Source organism: Paenibacillus paridis (assembly GCF_006345825.1).
GTDB classification, from domain to species: domain Bacteria; phylum Bacillota; class Bacilli; order Paenibacillales; family Paenibacillaceae; genus Pristimantibacillus; species Pristimantibacillus paridis.
The window spans coordinates 915,705-937,849 of record NZ_VCIX01000092.1 but is presented as its reverse complement, the minus strand read 5'-3'; the positions used below and the strand labels follow the sequence as shown (position 1 = coordinate 937,849).

Genomic DNA, 22,145 nt, shown 5'->3' with positions numbered 1-22,145 from the left:
GGCCATTTGTCATTAAAAGTGTATTCATCCAAATGAACAGTGCCCCGCACTCTAACATCAATGATGTGTTGCCGCAGTAACTGTCTATAGAAGACTAAAAATATGTGCCATTCGGTCTTGCAGCCACTCTTCCGTATGTCCTATGGCTTCCTGGACGGTGCAGGGTCCCGGCACGAGTGAAAAGGCGGCGCGCAGCCCAAGTCTTGCTGCCACTTCCTGATTGGCCTCGACGGACCCGCAAACGGCAATGACCGGAATGTGATGCAGGGCAGCTGATCGGCACACGGCTTCTATAACTTTGCCTCCACCAGTCTGACCATCCAGTCTTCCTTCGCCTGTAATGATCCAATCTGCATCTTGAATTTGCTCATCGAAATGAATCTTGTCCATCACAAGGCGGGCGCCCGCTTGCATATCGGCACCGAAAAATGCCAGCAAAGCAGAACCCGTTCCACCAGCAGCACCGCTACCGGGCTGACTCGCTACATCCAGCCCGGTATGCTCGCGGATCACATCCGCGTATCGCAATAGCGCTTGGTCCAATAAATGAACCTCCTCCGCACTGGCCCCTTTTTGCGGGGCGAATACAAAGGAAGCTCCTTGATCCCCGCACAGAGGGTTACGGACATCTCCTGCGATGATGAATTGGCTAGCACGGATATTAGCATTAAAATTCGAATCATCGATTGAACGCAGATTCGTCAAATGCATCCCCCCTGGAGAAAGCTCCGCCCCTCTTTCGTCCAGCAGCTTCAGACCGAGTGCCTGAAGCATACCAGCCCCTCCGTCGTTTGTGGCACTGCCGCCCAGACACACGATAAACTGGCGGTAACCTGCCTGAAGCGCATGGTTAATCATTTCACCTGTACCGTAGGTCGAGGTATGCATCGGTTTCCTTTCATGCGGACCCAGCAATGGCAAACCCGAAGCCTCCGCCAGCTCGATGACGGCAGTCAAGCCGTCACCCAGCACGCCATATTTTGCTTCTATCCTTCGGCCTAGAGGATCATGCACAGCCAGTGCTACAAAATGGCCAACCGTTGCATGCACTAGGATCTCCATCGTCCCCTCGCCCCCATCCGCCATTGGAAGCTGAATAATTTCGGCGTCTGGCTTCACTTTCCGAATCCCCATTTCCATTGCTTTTGCGATCTGATAAGCGCTTCCTGAGCCTTTGAAAGAGTCTGGCGCCAGCACGATTTTCATCCTCATCCACCTTCCCAAAAAAAATAAAAAAAACACTTGCAATTGAAATAGGTTCTATGCAATAATACATCTTGTGCTTAACGAAATACACGTGCCGTTGTAGCTCAACTGGTAGAGCAACTGACTTGTAATCAGTAGGTTGGGGGTTCAAGTCCTCTCGACGGCACCACTCTTTTTTAGCGGGACGTAGCTCAGCTTGGTAGAGCACCTGGTTTGGGACCAGGGGGTCGCATGTTCAAATCGTGTCGTCCCGACCATCGTTCACAACATTTAAAGCATACTATATAAATGAAAGAAGCTTGATTGCTCAAGCTTCTTTTTTTACACGTCTTCGCCTGTTTTTTGCAGCAGCAGCGCCAGATCGTCAAAACCGTTATCACTCGCATAATCACCCGCTGTATACCCGTTATGATCTGTTTTCGCTGGATTAGCCCCGGCTTTCAACAATAATATTGCCGCCTCCATATCTCCATTGGTTGCTGCCGTCATCAGCGGCGTCCAGCCCGTACTATCCTCCAGATCCGGATTTGCCCCTTCCTCCAGAAGCAGCGTGACCATTTCAAAGCTGAAATTATACAATGCGATTGTGAGAGCCGTTTCTTCATAGCTAAACTCTACCAGGTCAGGATTTGCTCCCGCATCCAGCAAAGCCGAGCCTATTTCCGTTTCGTTGAATTGTGCCGCCCACATTAAGGAAGTCCATCCTTCCTCATCGGCCGCATTCGGATCTGCGCCAGAATCTAACAGCGCTTGAACCTCGCTTGCATCTGAAGCGGAAGCCGCGGCCAGCAGTTCTTCGGCCGAACCTCTTTCTTCCAATGTGGTCACCCAAGTGGAGACCGATTTGGACACCAAGAAGCCGAAGGACAACGCTCCAACGATGAACACAGCGGAGGCCAGTGTAAGAATCAAACCGATCCTTTGCGGTTTAAATACGATACTTGAAGGTAACCCCGCAAACTGCTGAATCGCATAAATGCGCTTGGGAAGCGTAGGGTGCGTGGACAGCTTCTCGGATAGCCATACAAATAGCCCTCTCTCATTGCTGCTTTGCAGCAAATATTCTTCCCGGTCCACACGACGGTAAAGTGTTTTCCCAATGGCTAAGATCGTCAACCCATTCATGGCCGCTTCCACGTTATTCGTATAATAAACAGCCATCCGGTCACAAGTATATTCGCATGCGCGTGAATAGGCTTCACCGAGAAACGGCAGCCACATGGCGGGGAGAATGAACAGCTGCTTGGACAAATGCTTCCGTTTCAGATGAGCAAGCTCATGCGCGATTACGAAGGCTAGTTCCTTCTCTCCCTCCTTCTGAATCAATTCAAAGAGATCGGAATACAGCACAACCATGTTTTTTCTAAAAAACCGCGAGGCAAACGCATTTAACACGCCGCTTGACTCCATAACAAAAACGTCTGGAATCGCTTCAAAACCCATCTTGCCGCATTGCTCTTGGACGATTTCGAATATTTCAGGGAATTGCCGGGATGTAATCCTAACGCCATTCGTACGAATATGGGCGAGCATGATGCCTTGGGCGAACAACGGCAGAAGAATAAGCGCTAAAACCACGAAAATAAACACAACTGAGATCAACGCGCCAAGGTAAACCAAAATGCTAAACACGAGTGCCAGCGTATAATATTGCTCCTCTTTCTTATGTACAAGCCTATAATTCAATTCATAGCTATTCAATAACCGGCAGCTCCTTCAAAATTGGTATCCACATTATACATGATTTCCCAACCATATTATATACCATTCTGTACGAACAAATAAGACGCTTTAGCTAATGGCCAAAGCGTCTTATTTCTAATTTATTCATCATTTATGGACTCTACGCAAATTAATGATCCGATTCATCCCATTTTTTGGAATAAGCTTTCTTAGTAATCCATAGCGTAAGCCAAGTGAGCAGTACAACGATTATACCCGAAAAAATCCAAACGCCTACAGGAACTCCCATCTGTATATACCCCCTTTATCTTCTATCTCTATTTTACAAGAACGGATGGCTTGATGCCCATAAATTCCGTTAACAAATTAGTAACATTTATAACAAATATAAAATTACAGCTTTCTGATCGAGCCGATCAGCACCTCGGAGGTCAACCATCTCCGAAACAGTAGAAATAAAAGAACCGAAGGCAAGCTCAGCCATGCGCCAAGGCGGAGAATTTGCTTGGCGTCCCACTCCCCTGTGTTCGTTAACAGCATAAATTGGAGCATGGGGGATTGGTTTTCCGGATTGGCCATATAAATCAGCGATGGATAATAGGCATTCCACAGCATGACAAAGTGCAATGCCCCAAGGGCAAGCAAAGGCTTCCATATTTTCGGGATAAAAAGCGTGAAGAACGTATGCAGCTCTCCCCTTCCCGCTGCTTCCGCCTGCATTTTTAAATCGGCATGCTTGGCATTAAATATACTCTTGAGTACGAATACGACTGCTAGATTAAATAAACCAAAAAACAGCTGAGGGAAAATGGTATTTACCATTTCTAAATTTCGGGCAAACATGTATTCACTGATTTGCCCGCCGCTCATCGTGAAGGAAAGCAGCAGCAACAGCTTATATGCTCTTCTGCCTGGCAGCCTTCTGACCGTTAGAGGGTAAGCCAGCGTAACGGTAATAAGCATAAATATAAATACAGCAAACAGATCAACAAATACATGATAGAAAGTATTCGAAAACGTAAACAGCTGCCCTACCTGGTTGTTAGTCACGTCCGTATTCGATGATCCTGTAAACGGAAAAATAAATAACATAAAAAGCAATAAAATGACGACTACAGCATACAGACTAGCCGTTGCAATGCCGATCGCGCTCTTAGCATTGCTGTTTGACTGGATAGCTGAAGCACTGGTATAGCTATGAAATAAATCTTTGAAGAAGTAACCTCTGACGATGATATAAGCAAGTATGGTAAAGAGCAGCTGGATGCCATATTGAACCATGCTTATAGCAGCAGATTTACTTACCTCCATCATTAAAAATCCGGCCTGATAGCTATAATGGTCTAACGTAGCCCCTGTCTCGTATACCAACGGGTTCAGCAAGCTATTCAGCAGTTCAAAATCCGTAGTCAGCAAAGTCGATAACTGAAGCACCATAAAGGCTGCTGTCGCCCTTGCCGCAGGTATGACATTCATTTGCGAATAACTCTGCTTGAAAGAGATCCCGCCGCTGCCATGACCGCTTACCATAGCATGCTTCGCTGCAATAGCTGCAACCGCGATTACGATTGGAATTCCGCATGTTTTCAGTACTTCAATGCAGACCAGCACAGGCTGAAACCAACCCGCATCCACCAAAATCAACGAGCCTGTTGAGAAAAAAGGAGACGTGCTTGGCGAGAGTGCGTAAATGAATATACTGGCAAACACAACGGAAGGAATAAAGAATGGAACAAGAAATAAGGACGAGAAGAATCCTCTCAGCAGCTTGGAACGTATACTGCTTAGTGCGAGCGCGAGCAAGAAGGTGATCACGCCGCTCATCAGGATATACAAGCCTTTTATGACTATGGTGTTCTTAAACACTTCACGAAATACGGGATCGTCAAACAAATGCGTGAAGTTATTTAAAGCTACCCACTCGCTCTCCCAGATCCCCTTAAACACTTGATAATCGACAAAAGAGAGGAAAACGCCGTTCAAGAATGGGATCCATTTAAAAAGAAGCAGCAGCAATAGTGCCGGTATGACAATCAAATAATGAAGCTTATACTTCCATATCCGCTGCGGGATGCTTGCTTGTGCGCTGCTTGCTCCTACTTCTTTTTTTTGTAAAATGTCTGGTTGTTGTTCCATCGTCTGCCTCTTTTCATTCCATAATTTTACTAAATTATATAATTCCGCCTTGCTGCTGTATACCTTAAATTTAAAATGAGCTTTGTGAATAAAGAAGACGACTGTATAATAGAACCAAATAATCATTTTGGATTAGGAGCTATTCATATGGATTTCCGACTGGATTTAATTGAGAACAAAATCGAATTTTTTGAAGCTTATGACTTGAAGACGCTTGAGCGTAAGATCGATCAACAAATCGAGAACAACAAAGGTCTTCTCCTTGAAGTTTTCCATGTGAGCCATCATGCCGTATTCAATCCCAAAATCGAGAAAATGCTCTATAGCGCGGTTGTCCACTTTAAAGCGAAGAAATAAACAAAACCCCACATTCCTTTGAAGAATGTGGGGTTTTGTCGATGTTAAATAAAGCTTTTTAAGGAAGGAGCCTTTCGTACCTTGCTGAGCTGTTCATAAGCGAATGCCAGCTTAATCAGCATAGGCTCCTCAAACGCCCGCGCTGCAAAAGTAACGCCGAACGGCACACCTTTTCCCGTATATCCTGCCGGAACAACGATCGATGGATAACCTGCGCGGGAAGTAATTCTTGCCCCAAAATCAGCCGGAAACAGCAGCGCGTCAAGGCCGTGCTCCTTCATTGTGGCATCTATCCCTTCCTCCTTGCATAATCGCAAATCGGCCAATCGGTCCCGCAAATAAGGCAGCTCTGTCTGCGTGCTTGAGGTTGTGGTTTCAACAAGCAGCAGCGTAGATTGTCCGTACTTCAGCGCCTCTACCGGATGCTCGTTATTAAAAGCGATAATATCCTTTAGCGTGCGAATTTTGAAGCCTGGAGGCAGCTTCGACAAATAGGCATTGATCGCCGACTTAAATTCATTCAGCACGACGGAGGAATAGACGATTTGCCGTGCGGTCCTGATATCAGCCGGGTCTACAATCGTAGCGCCATGCTGCCTCATCAACTCCACCGCATCATTGAAGATCACAAGCTGCTCGTCCGTCAATTCCTCGAAAAAATAATCTCTGGGAATGCCAATACGTGCGCCCTCCAGTCCTTTTGGATCAAGGAACAGGCTGTAATCGCTTTGCTTGCGCCACTTTCCTGCACCCATGGATGCATCGTCTGCATCTTGGGCAACGATGGCATTCAACACATGCACGGCATCCGTTACCGTTCTTGCCATCGGCCCCGCCGTATCCTGACTGTTCGACAGCGGCAATATGCCGCTGCGGCTCACAAGCCCGACCGTTGGTTTAATACCGACAGTAGAACTCAGGTTACCGGGATTCAATATTGAACCGGAGGTTTCGGTACCGATGGAAGCCATGCAAAAGTTGCAGGCTACCGCCACTCCCGACCCTGCGCTCGAACCCCCTGTCGGCGCTGATATATTGTAGGGATTCAGTACTTGACCACCGCGCGAGCTATAGCCTGAAGGCATGCCGTCCGTCATAAAGTTGGCGAATTCCGTCATATTTACCTTGCCTAAAATGACAGCTCCCGCTTCCCTAAGTTTTTTTACAATAAAAGCGTCCTCACCCGCATAGGAATGGGCAAGCGCCAACGACCCCGCACTCGTGTGCATGAGATCACCAGTATTGATGTTATCCTTCAGCAAAATAGGAATACCGTGAAGCGGGCCTCGTGGCCCTTGAGCCAACCTTTCGTTATCTAACGCCGTAGCGATAAATAACGCATCGGGATTGAGCTCGAGAACCGAATTAATCGTTAGACCGTCTTTGTCATGTGCGGCAATGCGTTCGAAATACATGAGTACCAGCGCTCGTGACGTTAACTCGCCAGCCTCCATCGCTTCTTGAACGGATGAAATAGTTGCTTCAACGATATCCATGCCTCATTAACTCCTTATATCATCCGAATAAATGCTTGATATCGCTAGTATATACTATTTTTTTACAGAAAGCAGATTTTCATCGTGATTAGATTATCTGCAGCTCATCCGCTTCCATCGAATCCCAGCAGCTTTCGCTAATTATTTTTAATGACCTAAATAACTTTTTGGCTCCCTGCTGCGTCTAACTGTTTATAGTTTAAATTGCATATGAAGGAGTCCACTGGATGAGACCACTTAAGAAATGGACGGGACTGACGCTGCTTCTGCTGGCGGTATGCACTTTGCAGACGAATACGGTGTTCGCAAAGCAGGATGTTACCCTCAGGGGCATAGCCCTGACGGGAATTATCGATATCGATTCCATGCTTGAATCGCATCTGGCGCTAGAGAAGGACGGAACCATCTGGACTTGGAAAGGCAACGACCAGGCACAACGTGGGCCGAAAATTCCGGGTGCCATCGCTGCAGAGGTGGGCAATATTGCTTTGAAAGCAGACGGTACCGTCTGGACCTGGGGAACCAATGAATGGGGGCAGCTTGGCAACGGCATGATTGACAAGCTGAAAACCAATGTATCCCGAGAGCCCGCACAAGTGAAGGGACTGAAAGATATTGTGGCTATCGCAAGCGGTGATTCATTTCACGTTGCGCTCACCAAGGAGGGCTCGGCTTGGATATGGGGAAATGTCTGCCTCTCCGCCATGACAAGATCCGATTTTACCTTCAACGAAAGCTATTGCCGTACTTATGATGAAAATACCGATGAAGCGAATGCTTATTCGCCTGGCTTAATTAAACGTTCCGACATTACTGCCATCGCAGCATCGCCAAACAACTTGTCGATCGTCAGGGCAGACGGCAGTGTCAACCGCTGGGGCTATTGGAATAATGGCAGAATGGGCGAGGACACGCTGCCTTGGGCTACAAAAAATATTAGCTCGGTATCGGAAATGTACAATGACGATATGGGAAATGTTTTTCTGCTTCGTAAAGACGGGTCCGTCGGTTATTACGAGCCCTCATCTGCCAAGCCAATGAACGGGTTCAAAGCCATTTCGGCTGCCCCATACAATTCCAATTACAACTTAGCTCTACAACAAAATGGAACCGTTTGGAACAATGAAGAAAATGGCTCACTTCATCAGCTTAAGAGCCTCAGTCAAATTGTCGCCATCGAAGCAAGAGCACCAAATAGCGGTCTGGCCTTGGATAGAAAAGGGACGGTGTGGTCCTGGGGCACAGGAAAATACTGGTCTATCAGCCAAGGCTCTGCCCCGCCAAAAACAGTAAGTGAAATCATGCCTGCTGCCGTGGTCAAAAGCTTCTCAATTATGCTCAATGATAACTTCGTGAAGCTAAGCGCTGACCCTGTCATTATAAACGGAACGACCTTTGTTCCACTCCGCGACGTATTTCAGTCGATGGGTGCCAAAGTCAATTACGATGCCGGCAAAATTTCGATTAGCAAGGGCAAAACGAGCATAACGCTTGAAATAAATAAAACGCAAACCACCATAAACGGAAAGGCAAAACAAGTATCGGAAGCACCCCGATATAATCAGGCTAAGACAATCGTTCCGCTCCGCTTCATTACAGAAGCACTGGGCGCCAGCGTCAAATGGAATGCTTCAAACGATACGATTCTGATTAACAGTACCACAGCATGATGATTGCGTAACGTTTAATGCTGACTTTGGCCGTGAAATACTGCAAACGCCAGTTTCAGGTAAATTCAGCTTTATTTCACGAGCCGAGTCCCAATCCCCTGCTAAAGCAGCTACGACGCTTCTGACTTGTTCGTAACCGGTCGCAAGGAGAAACGTAGGTGCGCGTCCATAGCTCTTTCCGCCTACAACATAAAAATTATGCTCTCTCTGTCTAAGCTCTGCCTCACCATGAGGCTGAACCGTACCGCAGCTATGAAGGTTTGGATCAATAAGCTCCGCCAGTCTTGGTACACATTCAATGGCGGAGTCAGCTTCATAACGCAGCTCCCGGAGGAATGAAAAATCCGGCCTAGCTCCCGTTGCCGCAATGATCTCATTCACAGCGTTTATGGCTGACCCTTCCCCAATGAGATTTAGCTTCTCACCATCTTGTTCTATAGAATGGATGAGAAATGGCGTATGAATATTGACTGCACCTTCACGCACAAGTGCAGCAGCCCGTAATCCAAGCTCTCCGCGTGCAGGCAGCCCATCAAGCTCACCGCCTCCAAAGACGTCAGCTACGGTTGATTTTCGCAACACCCAGTGGATGGTTGTATTGGGATCTTGGCTCCTCAGCCCATTTAGCAACAGCACTGCATGGATAGCCGAATGCCCGCTCCCAACGACAGCCACAGATTTCCCTAAATAACGCTCTGCATGAGATCCATTCAATGCAGGTATGCCATAATGAATGCGTGAGCTACATTCGATCTCACGAGCCGCGTGATTACCGCTAGCCCCAATCGGGTTTGGTGTCTTCCAGGTGCCTGTAGCATCAATAACAGCGGAAGCATCCAAACGATTGATGCTATGTTTGCTTTCGTAGACTACCTCAAACGGCATTTCCTCTCTGCCAGCTGTTTTCATTTTATCCAAACCCTTACGATGAATGGCGATTACTCTCGCCTCCGTTTTTATGAAGGGCTTGAATGAAAGAAGCTCTGAAAGCGGAAGCAAATAGTCGTCGAATAATTGTTTGCCCGTTGGTAACTCCTCGCTAGGAGGAGCCATCCAACCCGATTGCGTTAGAAGTTCCCGTGCTGCTGAATCGATATTGAACTCCCATGGCGAGAACATCTGGATGTGGCCCCATTCAAGAACAGATGCCCCTATCGACGTTCCCTGCTCAAACAATACAAATGGCATCTGTCGTTTTGTTAATTGTGCTGCAGCAGCAAGCCCCACGGGGCCTCCCCCAATAATGGCTACAGGTAATTGCTGTTTCATCTCATACTCCTCCTCGTTTCAACCAATTCTATTTATTCATTCAGGAATTAAGCTAGGTACCTTATAGCAAATAATATTCATGTCTCTTTTTTCACAATTAATACTTGCATTTTACAAGTATTTACCCAAAAAACATGGAGTAATCTTGTTACCCCATAGGCGTACAGCACATTTTTGATTTTTGCATGCTCATGTTTAGCAGCTGAAGCGACCGCATAACCGTTTCTTTCTCAAAATCATTCATGAATGAAAAAACATCATCTAAGTAATCATCCATTATTTTATCTATTGAAGCGGCTACGAACTTGCCCTCTGTCGTCAGTGATAGCAGGTATACTCTACGATCCTCAGGAGAAGCAGTCTTCTTTACTAGCTTATTCTTGATTAAGGATTGAATTTGTCGGCTAAAGGTCGTGATATCTATGCCAAGCCTCTCTGCAATCTTTTGCATGGATGGAGTATCCTGCCTCCCAATTTCGTATAGGATATGACTGTGAATAAGGGATATATCTACACCACTAATTTGACAGCAGGTCTTGTTTAACAAACCAAACTGCCTGGCTAAGGTTTGCAGCAGCTCTCGCGGTTCTTCCAAAGCTCACACCTCCTAGCTATGTTTTAACACAATTACTTGCACATTACAAGTTAATCCTAACATTTTTTATTTTCGCATCTTATATAAACGATTACTTATATAATCATTTACTTATATTAAAAGATGAGTATAATAAACAGGGAAGGAGTGATGACATGAAACAACCGATGGATACTTTAGCCGATACGATGAAGCTCTTGTCGGATAAAACCCGCCTAACCATACTCGCAATGCTAAAAGAAAAGGAATTGTGCGTATGTGATATTGTAACGGTGCTTGAAACGACACAGCCTAACGTAAGCCAGCATTTAAAAAAGTTAAAAGCAGGCGGCTTGGTCAATGAAACAAGACGTGCACAATGGGTTTATTATTCATTAAACCTGGAGAATAAGGCTTATCTCCAAGCCATTTTGGACCTGCTTCCTTCCATGAAAGAAGAGTTAGAGAAGCTAAATCCTGACTGCTGTAATTAATGGACAAGCTTATTTTTCAGATCAACTGATAAACAATGATATAAAGGAGGAACTATGTTAGTTGTCGCATCCCTTATTTTTATTCTCACTTTATTATTCGTCATATGGCAGCCAAAAGGACTGAATATTGGTTATTCGGCAGCTGGCGGCGCTATGCTCGCTCTGATCTTTGGCGTCGTTGATTTTCATGATGTGCGGGACGTCACTGGTATAGTCTGGAATGCGACCTTAGCTTTTGTCGCCGTCATCCTCATCTCGCTCATTTTGGATGAGATTGGCTTCTTTGAATGGTCAGCACTCCATATGGCACGTTTTGCAAAGGGCAACGGATATCTGATGTTCGCGTTGGTTGTATTGCTCGGCGCTGCTGTAGCAGCTTTTTTTGCCAATGATGGGGCTGCGCTTATTCTCACGCCTATTGTTCTTGCCATGGTCAGGGCATTAAAGTTCGATGATCGTATGATTCTGCCATTCATTATGGCAAGCGGTTTTATTTCGGACACGGCCTCCTTGCCGCTTATCGTCAGCAACCTCGTCAACATAGTTTCCTCTGACTTCTTCGGTATTGGATTTGCTGAGTACGCCAGTCGGATGATGATCCCGAATTTCTTTGCTATAGGAGCAAGCTTGATTGTCCTCTTTTTGGTTTTTGGAAAACAAATTCCTAAGCATTATGATCTGAATCAGCTTAAAGAGCCCCGTGCTGTAATCAAAGATATGCGAATGTTTAAGCTATCCTGGATCGTACTAGCAGTATTATTATTAGCCTATCTAGCGAGCGAATTTGTTCAGATTCCTGTCTCTATTGTTGCTGGCGTAGCCGCAATAGTCTTTATTCTCGCGGCACGCAAGAGCACAGCCATTCCTACTGCCGCAGTTATCAAAGGCGCACCGTGGTCGGTTGTCGTATTTTCCATCGGCATGTACGTTGTCGTATATGGACTGCGAAATGTCGGGCTCACCGATGAGTTAGGCAAAGTCTTTCAATGGACCGCCGATCAAGGCTTATTCATAGCAACGCTAGGTACGGGATTTATCGCCGCCATCCTCTCTTCCCTTATGAACAACATGCCTACAGTCATGATTGATGCTTTGGCAATTCAGGGAACGAATACGGATGGAGCGATGCGTGAGGCCCTGATTTATGCGAATGTCATAGGTTCTGATTTGGGTCCGAAAATGACGCCCATTGGATCACTCGCGACGCTGCTTTGGCTGCATGTCTTAGCTCAAAAAGGCGTGAAAATCACATGGGGCTATTACTTTAAGCTTGGCATCGTTCTCACCCTTCCCGTTTTGTTTATTACCTTAATTGGCCTTTACTTATGGCTTAGCATCATCCACTGAAAAGAATGTTAAAGGAGCCATGCAAAATGGAAAAAAAGCTGGTATATTTTTTGTGTACGGGTAACTCTTGCCGTAGTCAAATGGCGGATGGATTTCTAAGCGCCTTGGGCAGTGAACAATTCGAAGTAAAAAGCGCCGGGCTCGAAGCGCACGGCCTGAATCCAAGAGCAGTTCAAGTCATGAGAGAAGCTGGCGTTGATATTAGCGAAAATGAATCTAACGTAATTGATTCAGACCTACTGAATCGTGCCACCTATGTCATTACCCTTTGCGGCCATGCCGATGAGCACTGCCCTGTCATATCTAATCCGAATGTGGTGAAATGGCATTGGGGCTTTGATGATCCCGCCAAAGCAGCGGGTACAGAAGAGGAAATTATGGCCCAGTTCCGAAGCGTTCGGGATGCCATTAAAGCACGTGTCGAAGCTTTTGTGAACGCACAACACTGCTATTTTTAAATAAACGTTTAATTGATAACCAAGAAATTTAGAGGAGTTTTCTGTGATGAAAATAGCACTGCTCGTGGTAGGAAGCTTGATCATTCTGTTGCTCGGAGCTTTAGTTGCTGCAAGCTATTATTTCTACAACCTTGCAGTTAAGCGAAATAACAAGGAGTTTTTGAGCAATAACGATGATTTGGTTCAAATTAGCGACAATAAAAAAGCAAATGAACAAGCGGCGGCTACACTCACGGAAGTTGCTCAGCCAACGCCTGTGGAAGCCGTTGGCGTGGAATGGATAGAAGACCAAAGCTATGATACTTGGACTTTAACCTCTGACGATGGGCTTGCTCTTGTGAGTTATTTCCTTCCAGCCAAGTCATCAACGAATAAAACCGTCATTCTGGCTCACGGTTATACATCCAAAGGCAAGGATATGGGCAGTTTTGCTAAATTTTATCATGAGCGACTGGGCTATAACGTGCTGATGCCTGACGACCGCGGCCACGGCAGCAGCGAAGGCGATTACATTGGCTTCGGCTGGCCTGACCGGAAGGATTACCTGCAATGGATTGGTCAAGTGATCAAGGTGGTAGGCGACTCCGCACAAATTGTATTGCACGGCATTTCAATGGGCGGCGCTACGGTCATGATGATTAGCGGAGAACAACTGCCGAGGCAAGTAAAAGCCATCGTTGAAGACTGCGGCTACACCTCCGTTCATGACCAGCTCCTCTATCAATTAAAGAGGATGTACAAGCTGCCCGCATTTCCAATCCTGCCTGCGACCAGCTTACTGACCAAACTGAAAGCAGGCTATCATTTTAATGAAGCCTCGGCCCTGAAGCAGCTCGAGAAAAACAAACTGCCCATGCTGTTTATTCACGGCTCAGATGATCTATTCGTGCCAACGGAAATGGTATGGAGACTTTACGAAGCTTGCCGTTCGGACAAGGAAATGCTCATTGTTGAAGGCGCCGGGCATGGGATGGCCTATTTGATCGACAAAGCAGCCTATGAGAAGAAAATCATCGACTTTCTTGGGCGATATGCAGCCGGATAGCCCATTCCATTCAGAGCCATACTGTTAGAAGGGAAGTCACACTCATCAACAGGAGGGCACAACGTAAATGCTAAAGCAAAAATGGCTAATTCCAGCCACGCAGGGTGTTGGCTTTCGGCTAAAGCAAGGAGAAATTGTCCGAGTTACGGATGTGGAAGGCGAACAAGTAGCTGATTTTGTTGCCTATCAAGCAGGCGATATTACTGAACGTCTGGACCCCGGCGTCACAATGGATGCTCTGCATACAATGAATATTCAACCGAATGATGTGCTGTATTCCAACAAGTACAGACCCATGTTGACGATTATCCGTGATACGGTTGGTCGGCATGATTTCATTAATTCCGCTTGTCGTCCCGAAATGTATGACGTATTATACAACAAAAAAAATCATGCAAGCTGCTACCAAAATATCAATGAAGCCTTAAAGCCTTTCCATATCCCCGTACCTGATCAGCACTATCCCTTTAATCTATTCATGAATACTGTCATTCAAGCATCGGGAGAAATTAGCGTGGAAAGGCCTCTCTCGAAGCCTGGCGATTATATTGAGCTTCGTGCTGAAATGGATTTGATTATCGCTATTTCTGCGTGTCCCTGCGAGGAGAGCGAATGCAACGGCTACAAATGCACAGACATTGAAGCTGAGATTATCTAAATTCTTCTAGCTCCAGAACTCCTTGAATATAATGACTTGTACAAGTCCATTTCTATTCAAGGAGCGATGTGAATGAATGCTTTTTTTGCTTATATGTTTCTTGGTCTGTCGCTGTCAGCGCCGATCGGTCCGATTAACGCTGCTCAGCTGGATAAGGGAGCACGTTTTGGCTTTACCCACGCTTGGCTGGTCGGATTTGGAGCAATGTGCGCGGATTTGTTGTACATGCTCCTTATTTATTTTGGACTAGCCCATTTTTTGGATACGCCGTTTATGAAAACATTTTTGTGGCTGTTCGGCAGCTTCGTGCTGCTGTATACGGGAATCGAAACCTTAAAAAACATGAAAAAAGCAGTAGCTACTCGCGGAATCGAAACCGCTACAAAATCGAGCTCCTTCCGCTCCGGCTTTCTCATGGCGCTTACCAACCCATTAAACATTTTGTTTTGGCTAGGCATTTACGGCTCTATCCTTGCAGAAAGCGTGCAGCAGCATGGCTTTGCACAAGTGCTGTGGCACAGCTTCGGGATCTTCGCCGGCATCCTGCTCTGGGATGTGGTGATGGCTACGCTTGCGAGCACCTTCCACAAGTTCGGCAATCAAACCACCTTGCAAGTCATTTCGGTACTGGCTGGCATATCGTTGATTGTCTTTGGCCTATACTTTGGTTATCAAGCGTTCTTGCAGCTTACCCATTAAGCTGGACATTCACCTATAGCCCCTCCTTCGCATAGTATGCCTCGTCGTACTTTCTGAAGGAGGTTTTTTTGTTTTATGGCTGAACTCACTAGTAAAGTCTGGCTTGATGAGCATCTCAACGATTTACCGGATTGGCAGCAGGATGCCTTTCGTCAATTCGGCAGCATGATTGCAGACGCCGACAACAAATATCCTTGCATCCCCGGCCGACATGGCTTTTTGACCAATAATTTGCGCTTTGGCTTTGCCAACGACCCGAGAGATGAGCAAGCCATTTCAGAGGTTTCGCAGCTGCTTAAGGAATATGGCGGATGTGCCCGTGACACCGGAAAATACGCTTCGCTCGTTATTTTCTTCAAAACGCCTGAAGAGATGTTGAACGACTTTCGCGTCGATGATTATGAGCAGCTGTTCTGGTCAGTGCTCAGCCGGGTAAGCGCAAAGGACGAGACGCCTTGGCCGGAAGCTATCTCTACGGACCCTTCCCACCATTCCTGGGAATTTTGTTATGATGGCCAGCCCTATTTCGCCTTTTGCAGCACGCCATCCCATGAAGCACGGAAAAGCCGGATGTCGCCTCATTTTCTCATTGCGTTCCAGCCCCGCTTCGTGTTTGAAGAGATTAATGACTCCACTCCGTTTGGACGCAATATGAAGAAACTGATCCGGAAAAAGCTGGTTGAATATGACGGCATTCCCGCCCACCCTTCGCTCAAATGGTATGGGCAAGAAGACAATCATGAGTGGAAGCAGTACTTCTTGCGGGATGACGAGAGCGTGCCCTCCAAATGCCCGTTTACTTATATGAAGAACAAGTTCAAGAGCTTGGGAATCAAGTTTCACAAATAAAGGATAAGCAATTACGTCGTTCCCTTCTGCGCCCATTTGCGATTCATCATCCAAGTAATCAGAAGGACGATAACCACAATCAGCAAGCTCGTCCAAAAGCCGGCTCGACCTGATTTTTCGGCAAGAATACCCGAAACTGCCGCGGCAATCAGCACCATAGCGACCCAAGATTTAATCTGACCGCCAATTTTCGGCTTCAGCAGCTTAAGGTAAGTAATTAGAACAAAGAGCCACGTATACAGAAGTACCAGCCCGCCCGCCGTCGTAATATGCTCGAAGATGCTCTTGGGCATGACTAAAGCCAATACTATGGAAATGCACAGCCCTGCCGTATTGACAGCAAGCGCATAGAGTGGAAGCTGGCGTTTTCCTTTCTTCTTGGCCAGCCATGCAGGCGCATCCCCATCATCGGACAAAGCAGAGAGCATCGTTGAAACCCCGTAAAGCGAGGCAACTAAAATCGAGAAGCCTGCAACGATCAGCACGCCGTTTAAAATATGTACGAGAATAGGCAAACCTAGGCTGGACAAAGGAAGGATGAGCGGACTTTTGTCCAGCGTCAAATGATCCTTTGTAATGAACAGAAGCGCTAATCCAATGGAAAGCATGTATAATAGCGTCACCACAATGAGCATGACTCTCCCTGCTTTTGGCGCTTCCTTCGGTTTGCTAAGGTTCATCGCCATAAACCCCATCACTTCAATGCCGCTAAAGGCATAAAAGGCATACAGCAATCCGCGCCAAGCCCCCATCCAGCCCGCGCCTCCCCATTCCGAGACGCTCTCCGTAACGGATTGCGCCGATCCTGAGCCTTTAATAAGGGCAAACCCTGCAACCACTATAAACATCACAATGGCTGCTATTTTCACGACCGCAAATAGATTCTCCGCCTTATTGATTCCGCTTGACCCTAAAATCACAACTAGCAAAGCGAGCACCGAGTAACCGGCAGCGAAAATCCACAGCGGAACGCCAGGGAACCAATATTGCGAAAATAAACCGATTGCGGTTAGTGAGCTGCCCAAAATAAGCATCTCTGAGGACCAATAGACCCAGCCCATGCTAAAGCCCGCCCATCTGCCAAAGGCTTCTTTGGCATACGTTCGGAAGGAGCCTTTCTCTGGATGTTTGGCTGTCATTTGAGCTAGTGCCTCATAGACAAATAGAGTAGCCAGTGCCGCCAGCAAAAAAATAATGAGCACCAACCCTCCGCTTTTCTTGATCGCGATGCTTGAGCCCAGAAAAAAACCCGTACCAATCGTACAGCCTACGCCAAATAAAGAAAACTGCCACCAAGACAGCTTGTCCTCTTTTGTTCCCATTCCACTCGCCTCCCTATCACGTTTACTGTTCCTAAGCAGACTGGTTTTTATTCTCATATTTGCGGTACGGCTCCTTCCCTTTCGCACATACTTTGGGATGGATATCGATATGATGAATCAAACGATTGCTCAAGCTTAAGGGGAGGCTGGCAAAATGGGACCATTTTCTGCTGAACTGTTGAAGGGTAAGGTCATCCTGATTACGGGCGGGGCGACAGGGCTAGGCCGTGCGATGGCTGAGAAGTTTTTAGCTGTAGGGGCTAATGTCGCCATTGCCAGCCGAAACGAGCGTGTTCTCGAAAGGGCAGCAAAAGAGATGAGCATAGAAGCAAACGACGTTTATTATAAAAGCTGTGATGTCCGGGAGCCTGGCCAAGTGTTCGACCTGATCGATGCGGTTGAAAAGCATTATGGCCATATCGATGTCCTTGTGAATAATGCTGCCGGCAATTTCATAAGTCCGACCCATCGCTTATCGACCCGAGCCGTAGATACAATCTTAAATATCGTGCTGCATGGGACGTTTTATACAACCCTTGAGGTCGGCAAACGCTGGATTGAACAACGAAGAGCCGGTACGATGCTGAATATCGTTACAACTTACGCTTCAACCGGATCAGGATATGTCGTTCCTTCCGCAGCAGCCAAAGCTGGCGTACTCGCATTAACAAGATCCCTCGCCGTAGAGTGGGCCCCCTATGGCATTCGGCAGGTCGCGATAGCTCCAGGACCTTTTCCTACTGAGGGAGCATGGTCACGGCTGTCTCCTACGCCGGAGCTGGAACAAAAGCTGCTGGGCCGCGTACCGCTAAAACGGGTGGGTGACAAAGAAGAGCTGGCCAATCTCGCTGCTTTCCTGGTCTCCGACTATGCCGCCTACATGAATGGTGAAGTGGTAACCATTGATGGAGGAGAATGGCTCCAAGGTGCCGGGCAGTTCAACGGCTTATCAGAAATCACGGAAGACCAGTGGGATGACTTAGCTAAGCTGACGCGCAAGAGAACAGAGCAAGAATAGGAAAAAGCAGCTTATTTCTCAGAAGAGAAATAAGCTGCTCACTCACCGCAGGTTGCTCACTGCATTATTCGGTTGTACCTTCCTCGGCAGCGCGTGGCATAGGGCCACCTGAACGGTTGCCGCCTGTGCGGTTACCTCCAGTACGGTTTCCTCCTGTACGGTTGCCGCCCGTGCGGTTTCCTCCTGTACGGTTGCCGCCCGTGCGGTTTCCTCCTGTACGGTTGCCGCCTGTGCGGTTTCCTCCTGTACGGTTGCCGCCTGTGCGGTTTCCTCCTGTACGGTTGCCGCCTGTGCGGTTTCCTCCTGTACGATTGCCGCCTGTGCGGTTTCCTCCTGTACGGTTACCAGCAGAGCTGTTTTTTGCATTTTTCTTTTCTTTTGCCATATGCGCAATTCCTCCTCTTAGAAGATACTTACAACATATGAACTAACTCTAGCTTTCGTAATAGACAGATGAGGGTTTTATAGAATAATAGACTTTGCTTCTAGCTTTTGAGGCAACTCCACTTCGAAAATAGCTCGATCTGCAGACGGCAAGATGGCAAAACAAAAAACGGAAGGGTTATGCGCTTAGCATCCCTTCCGTCATTTCAAGCTTATTTCTTGCTGTTCACCCATGTCGCCATATCGTTAATAATTGAAGCTGACACATGAGCAGCCGTATTGTATTCTATCCCGATGGACAAGCCTTCATATTCCGTGAGCAAGTGGTTTACGTTCGGGTAAGATACAAACTTCACCTCAGGCTTGGCTTGCAAAGCTTTTTTCCAGCCCTCAAGCTGCTTCATAGATACTTGCCAGTCGTTCTCGCCTTGCAAGATCAAGAGAGGCTTAGTCTGCTTTTGTGCTGCTGCTGCCGGCTCGTAATCCCGCTGCTCGTACCACCAATAGGCAGGCGGAACAGGGAAATTCGCTGGCGGCTTCTCTGCTGAATAGTCCGGATTATGAATCATTTCAACGATACTCGTCCACGCCTCTGCCGCTTGTTCTTGGCTAGCGATCATTTCGGCGGGGAGACCCAATTTTTTCATCCGGTCCAGTCCTTCATTTTGCTGCTCGACCAGTACGGTCGTGATATTCTCGCTGGGCGCTGAGAGCAATATAGCTCCAGCTATATCATTGTTACGATCGTTGTCGATAATCATTGGCATCACATAGCCGCCTTGGCTATGTCCGGCTACAAAGATTCGTGACGAATCGATTTTGTCGGTCTTTTTCAATAAGGCAACCGCTCTTAAAGCGTCATCTGCCGATTCATTTTTGACGGAAAAGGTGGGCTGGCTTGAAAGCTTAAAGGTATGCTCTCTGGAAATTTTCTCATAGCGCAATACGGCAATATTTTGGGCAGCCAAGCCGGCAGCGATATCCTTGAAAACTTTAGTGCCGCCGATCGTAGAATCGCGATCATGAGGGCCAGAGCCTTGAACGAGTATGACAACTGGGAACGGACCTTCACCGGCAGGTACCGTCAGTGTTCCTGGAAGAGCAAACTCTCCTTCGCCTACGACAACCTCTTCCTCCGCGTAATTGCTTTTATCATAGGCCGGCTTAGCATATTGCCCTGCAGGAGCGGCCAGTTCAAAATACAAATCATCAATAAGGCCCGCTTTATCAAATCTGACGGTTATGGCAAGAGGCGTTTTGTCGGTTTCGTAAACCATAACAACGTTCGTGTGCACGTCATTGTTCTCGATTGCAGTCGAAAGCTGCTTGGTAGGAGCTCCATAGACAAGCGGATACTGCTGTGAAATAGCGTTCAATGCCTGAGCGGGCAGTGATTTCTTCAATTGCTCATTCAGCGTTGTCGCGAGCTTGGCATGCTGGTTGTTGAAGAGCTGATACACAAAGGAGCTTGCCCGCCCCGCATAATCATTTTCACCAAATATGACCGATTGTTGGTCGGCATTCCACGTGACGTTGCTTCCAAGCGCTTCATTTATAAACCTAAGCTGAGCAAGCATATTTCCATTTTTATCAAGGAGTACTTGTCCGGATTGCACCTGTTTCCCGTCTACGATCGCAACGGATTTCCCTATGGTCAGCACAATCTGGCTAGTTCCTTTCGTAATTGTAACCGCCTTATTTGTCGCGTTCCATTTCAGCTCTGCGCCCAACGTTTCAGCCACGATTCTGACTGGGATCAATTGCCCGTTTGCAACCTGCGCGGAAGTATCCGTTTGTTGCGCTAATTCATTAGCTTGTAATGCGACATTAGCGCTTGCTTGCGCAGCTGCAGGCATTGTCATGGCAAGTACGAGTGAAGCGGCGATTATATTTTTCTTACTGCGGTTAGAAGTTGGTTTCATTCCATAAACACTCCTTTAGTTAAGAAAATAATTGCTATGTACCCTTAGACGGTTGAGAGTCCGCATTCGTTCAGTTCAGTTCAGTTCAGTTCAGTTAAAATTTTTCGAAACACTCGAAGTAATTTCGCCCCTCTAGGGCAGAACATCAATCTACTATACGTCATTCCAGTTTACAAAGTTTCACATTTTTTACTCTATACATGATAAACCAGTTAAAAAGAACGAGGAGTGTGCTAGAAATAAGCAATTACGACTATCAATCCAAAGCTGAATTAATAGAAGCTATCCATAGTGGTTATTTACTTTTGTATAGTGAATTCAATGACATTGCGGTAGAGCTAATTCCGCAGCCCCTTCAAAACGTTCCGGGCGAAAATCCGCAAATGGAAAAAATATCGGCCGCAGGACTAATGATCCAGCCTTAGATTGGCGTATTATGCGAGATAAAAGAAAGACTAAGCGCCTCTTTCGCAAAAAGAAAGCTTAGTCTTTTTCGAGTTTTTTTGTTCACTGTGGCTTAACAAGACTAATCAAACTAACTTCTCCCATTAAACTTGGAGATGAACTGTTCTTCCATTTCATCCCATCTAGGTACCGAAATAGGAGTTGTTTGCCTCCACTCCTTAAACTTTTTATGCAGTGCTGCGATCTCTTCAAATGACCCATCTATTTTTTGTGCAATGGGCAACCGATGATAAATGATTAGAAATAGGTAAACCAAGCGTTTGTATTTACGAATAACGGTCGCTTGATTGGCTGGTGTGACTGTATAGCCTAGCGATTCCAATACTTTAAATCCCTCATCCATGGCAGCAATCATTTGTTTGATCAGCTTTTTATCTTTCGCGATCTCCTTCATCCTGCCATTCTTGAAATAGACAGCGGAGTTCAACGCCAAGATCGGAACGATGTGACTTTTTAGCCATGTATCCATATCGTTATGAAAACTTAATTTATAGTTGGCCTTTTCAAAAGCCTTCTCAAGGATTGCTCTAAATGGCACAGAGCCATCTAAACCGCCGAGTACCATTTGCCCGCCACCACGTATGCAGAGAATACGTCCCTTCTCTCTTCGACCTCCGCTGAGCTGAAAACCGAATACGATCTTTTTTTCTGCTGCGCTGATTTCTTGCAAGAAAGTTTGCATGACTCCTGCCTCAGCATTATTGCCTACCAGAACGATATTGCGACTTTGATTCTCTGCCAATATAGGCAGAACGGATGGAAAATCGTTAAATTTCATCACGACAAATATGAGATCATAAATGTCATCGGATGGAAGGGTATCCGTCACTTTCACTTTATCAATGGTCGTTTTCCTTTGAAAGTAATGACGAATAACAAGTCCGTCTCTTTGTAATTCTTCAGCTCTGGTACCTCTGGCAAGTATGGTTACGTCATTTCCGCCGCGCACTAACGCATGTGCAAGGTAACTGCCTAAAACACCTGCGCCGAATACGAGTATTCTCAACTGACATCCCTCGCTTTATCTATGTTTCATATGATATGAACAACAATACACCTTGCCTATTAACATTCGTTGATTTATAAACATTTG

The 22,145-nt window shown here is 46.6% G+C and carries 20 protein-coding genes and 2 tRNA genes; 12 read left to right on the top strand and 10 right to left on the bottom strand.

The features are described 5' to 3' along the window. Positions 1–84 precede the first annotated feature (84 nt). Positions 85–1,206, bottom strand: coding sequence for a glycerate kinase (locus FJQ58_RS25995; protein ID WP_139997797.1), 1,122 nt, complete (start codon positions 1,204–1,206; stop codon positions 85–87). Between the two features lie 93 nt (positions 1,207–1,299). Between FJQ58_RS25995 and FJQ58_RS25990 the strand changes: the two genes are divergently transcribed. After that, positions 1,300–1,375 (top strand) — tRNA-Thr (locus FJQ58_RS25990). A gap of 11 nt (positions 1,376–1,386) precedes the next feature. Next, positions 1,387–1,463: transfer RNA gene (locus tag FJQ58_RS25985), tRNA-Pro, on the top strand. Positions 1,464–1,527: 64 nt separating this feature from the next. Here FJQ58_RS25985 and FJQ58_RS25980 read toward each other — a convergent pair. Further along, the gene (locus FJQ58_RS25980; RefSeq protein ID WP_139997795.1) at positions 1,528–2,907 is read right to left on the bottom strand and encodes a M48 family metallopeptidase; all 1,380 of its coding nucleotides are present in this window, start codon (positions 2,905–2,907) and stop codon (positions 1,528–1,530) included. A gap of 375 nt (positions 2,908–3,282) precedes the next feature. Then, positions 3,283–5,025 (bottom strand): hypothetical protein, encoded by a 1,743-nt coding sequence (locus tag FJQ58_RS25975; RefSeq protein WP_139997793.1) that lies wholly within the window; start codon positions 5,023–5,025, stop codon positions 3,283–3,285. A 147-nt stretch (positions 5,026–5,172) separates the two neighbouring features. On the opposite strand from FJQ58_RS25975, the gene FJQ58_RS25970 reads away from it, so the two are divergent. Continuing rightward, entirely contained in the window at positions 5,173–5,382 is a 210-nt protein-coding gene (locus tag FJQ58_RS25970) for a YrzA family protein (protein ID WP_139997791.1), read from the top strand. Between the two features lie 44 nt (positions 5,383–5,426). Here FJQ58_RS25970 and FJQ58_RS25965 read toward each other — a convergent pair whose 3' ends face one another. Next, entirely contained in the window at positions 5,427–6,878 is a 1,452-nt protein-coding gene (locus FJQ58_RS25965) for an amidase family protein (protein WP_139997789.1), read from the bottom strand. A 227-nt stretch (positions 6,879–7,105) separates the two neighbouring features. Between FJQ58_RS25965 and FJQ58_RS25960 the strand changes: the two genes are divergently transcribed. Then, complete coding sequence (locus FJQ58_RS25960; protein WP_139997787.1) at positions 7,106–8,548, top strand: stalk domain-containing protein; 1,443 nt, start codon at positions 7,106–7,108, stop codon at positions 8,546–8,548. Here FJQ58_RS25960 and FJQ58_RS25955 read toward each other — a convergent pair. After that, a complete protein-coding gene (locus tag FJQ58_RS25955; RefSeq protein ID WP_139997785.1) occupies positions 8,510–9,817 on the bottom strand; it encodes an NAD(P)-binding domain-containing protein in 1,308 nt (435 codons plus the stop codon). The two genes, FJQ58_RS25960 and FJQ58_RS25955, sit on opposite strands and share 39 nt — an antisense overlap. Positions 9,818–9,965: 148 nt before the next feature. Then, positions 9,966–10,412: a MarR family winged helix-turn-helix transcriptional regulator gene (locus FJQ58_RS25950; protein WP_139997783.1), complete on the bottom strand. Its 447-nt coding sequence runs from the start codon at positions 10,410–10,412 to the stop codon at positions 9,966–9,968. Between the two features lie 155 nt (positions 10,413–10,567). On the opposite strand from FJQ58_RS25950, the gene FJQ58_RS25945 reads away from it, so the two are divergent. The 7 genes from FJQ58_RS25945 to FJQ58_RS25915 all read left to right on the top strand — a co-directional run bounded on the left by FJQ58_RS25945 (position 10,568) and on the right by FJQ58_RS25915 (position 15,941). After that, positions 10,568–10,885 (top strand): ArsR/SmtB family transcription factor, encoded by a 318-nt coding sequence (locus tag FJQ58_RS25945; RefSeq protein WP_238404349.1) that lies wholly within the window; start codon positions 10,568–10,570, stop codon positions 10,883–10,885. 54 nt (positions 10,886–10,939) lie between these two features. Further along, positions 10,940–12,232 (top strand): arsenic transporter, encoded by a 1,293-nt coding sequence (locus FJQ58_RS25940; RefSeq protein WP_139997781.1) that lies wholly within the window; start codon positions 10,940–10,942, stop codon positions 12,230–12,232. 26 nt (positions 12,233–12,258) lie between these two features. Continuing rightward, positions 12,259–12,690 (top strand): arsenate reductase (thioredoxin), encoded by a 432-nt coding sequence (gene arsC / locus FJQ58_RS25935; RefSeq protein ID WP_139997779.1) that lies wholly within the window; start codon positions 12,259–12,261, stop codon positions 12,688–12,690. 46 nt (positions 12,691–12,736) lie between these two features. Further along, on the top strand, positions 12,737–13,735 hold the full coding sequence (locus FJQ58_RS25930) for an alpha/beta hydrolase (protein ID WP_139997777.1): 999 nt from the start codon (positions 12,737–12,739) through the stop codon (positions 13,733–13,735). 67 nt (positions 13,736–13,802) lie between these two features. Further along, complete coding sequence (locus tag FJQ58_RS25925; protein ID WP_139997774.1) at positions 13,803–14,393, top strand: DUF1989 domain-containing protein; 591 nt, start codon at positions 13,803–13,805, stop codon at positions 14,391–14,393. A 72-nt stretch (positions 14,394–14,465) separates the two neighbouring features. Beyond that, on the top strand, positions 14,466–15,092 hold the full coding sequence (locus tag FJQ58_RS25920; protein ID WP_139997772.1) for a LysE family translocator: 627 nt from the start codon (positions 14,466–14,468) through the stop codon (positions 15,090–15,092). Between the two features lie 75 nt (positions 15,093–15,167). After that, a complete protein-coding gene (locus tag FJQ58_RS25915; protein WP_139997770.1) occupies positions 15,168–15,941 on the top strand; it encodes a YqcI/YcgG family protein in 774 nt (257 codons plus the stop codon). A gap of 11 nt (positions 15,942–15,952) precedes the next feature. Here the strand turns inward: FJQ58_RS25915 and FJQ58_RS25910 are convergent, their stop codons facing one another. After that, positions 15,953–17,263: an amino acid permease gene (locus FJQ58_RS25910; protein WP_139997768.1), complete on the bottom strand. Its 1,311-nt coding sequence runs from the start codon at positions 17,261–17,263 to the stop codon at positions 15,953–15,955. Between the two features lie 154 nt (positions 17,264–17,417). On the opposite strand from FJQ58_RS25910, the gene FJQ58_RS25905 reads away from it, so the two are divergent. After that, positions 17,418–18,281, top strand: a complete 864-nt coding sequence (locus FJQ58_RS25905; RefSeq protein WP_139997766.1) for an SDR family oxidoreductase — start codon at positions 17,418–17,420, stop codon at positions 18,279–18,281. Positions 18,282–18,323: 42 nt separating this feature from the next. Here FJQ58_RS25905 and FJQ58_RS25900 read toward each other — a convergent pair whose 3' ends face one another. The 3 genes from FJQ58_RS25900 to FJQ58_RS25890 form a co-directional block, all read right to left on the bottom strand. Continuing rightward, on the bottom strand, positions 18,324–18,647 hold the full coding sequence (locus FJQ58_RS25900) for a hypothetical protein (RefSeq protein WP_162341773.1): 324 nt from the start codon (positions 18,645–18,647) through the stop codon (positions 18,324–18,326). A 230-nt stretch (positions 18,648–18,877) separates the two neighbouring features. Continuing rightward, on the bottom strand, positions 18,878–20,587 hold the full coding sequence (locus FJQ58_RS25895; protein ID WP_139997764.1) for an alpha/beta hydrolase family protein: 1,710 nt from the start codon (positions 20,585–20,587) through the stop codon (positions 18,878–18,880). A gap of 535 nt (positions 20,588–21,122) precedes the next feature. After that, positions 21,123–22,058, bottom strand: coding sequence for a ketopantoate reductase family protein (locus FJQ58_RS25890; protein WP_139997762.1), 936 nt, complete (start codon positions 22,056–22,058; stop codon positions 21,123–21,125). Between the last annotated feature and the right edge of the window lie 87 nt (positions 22,059–22,145).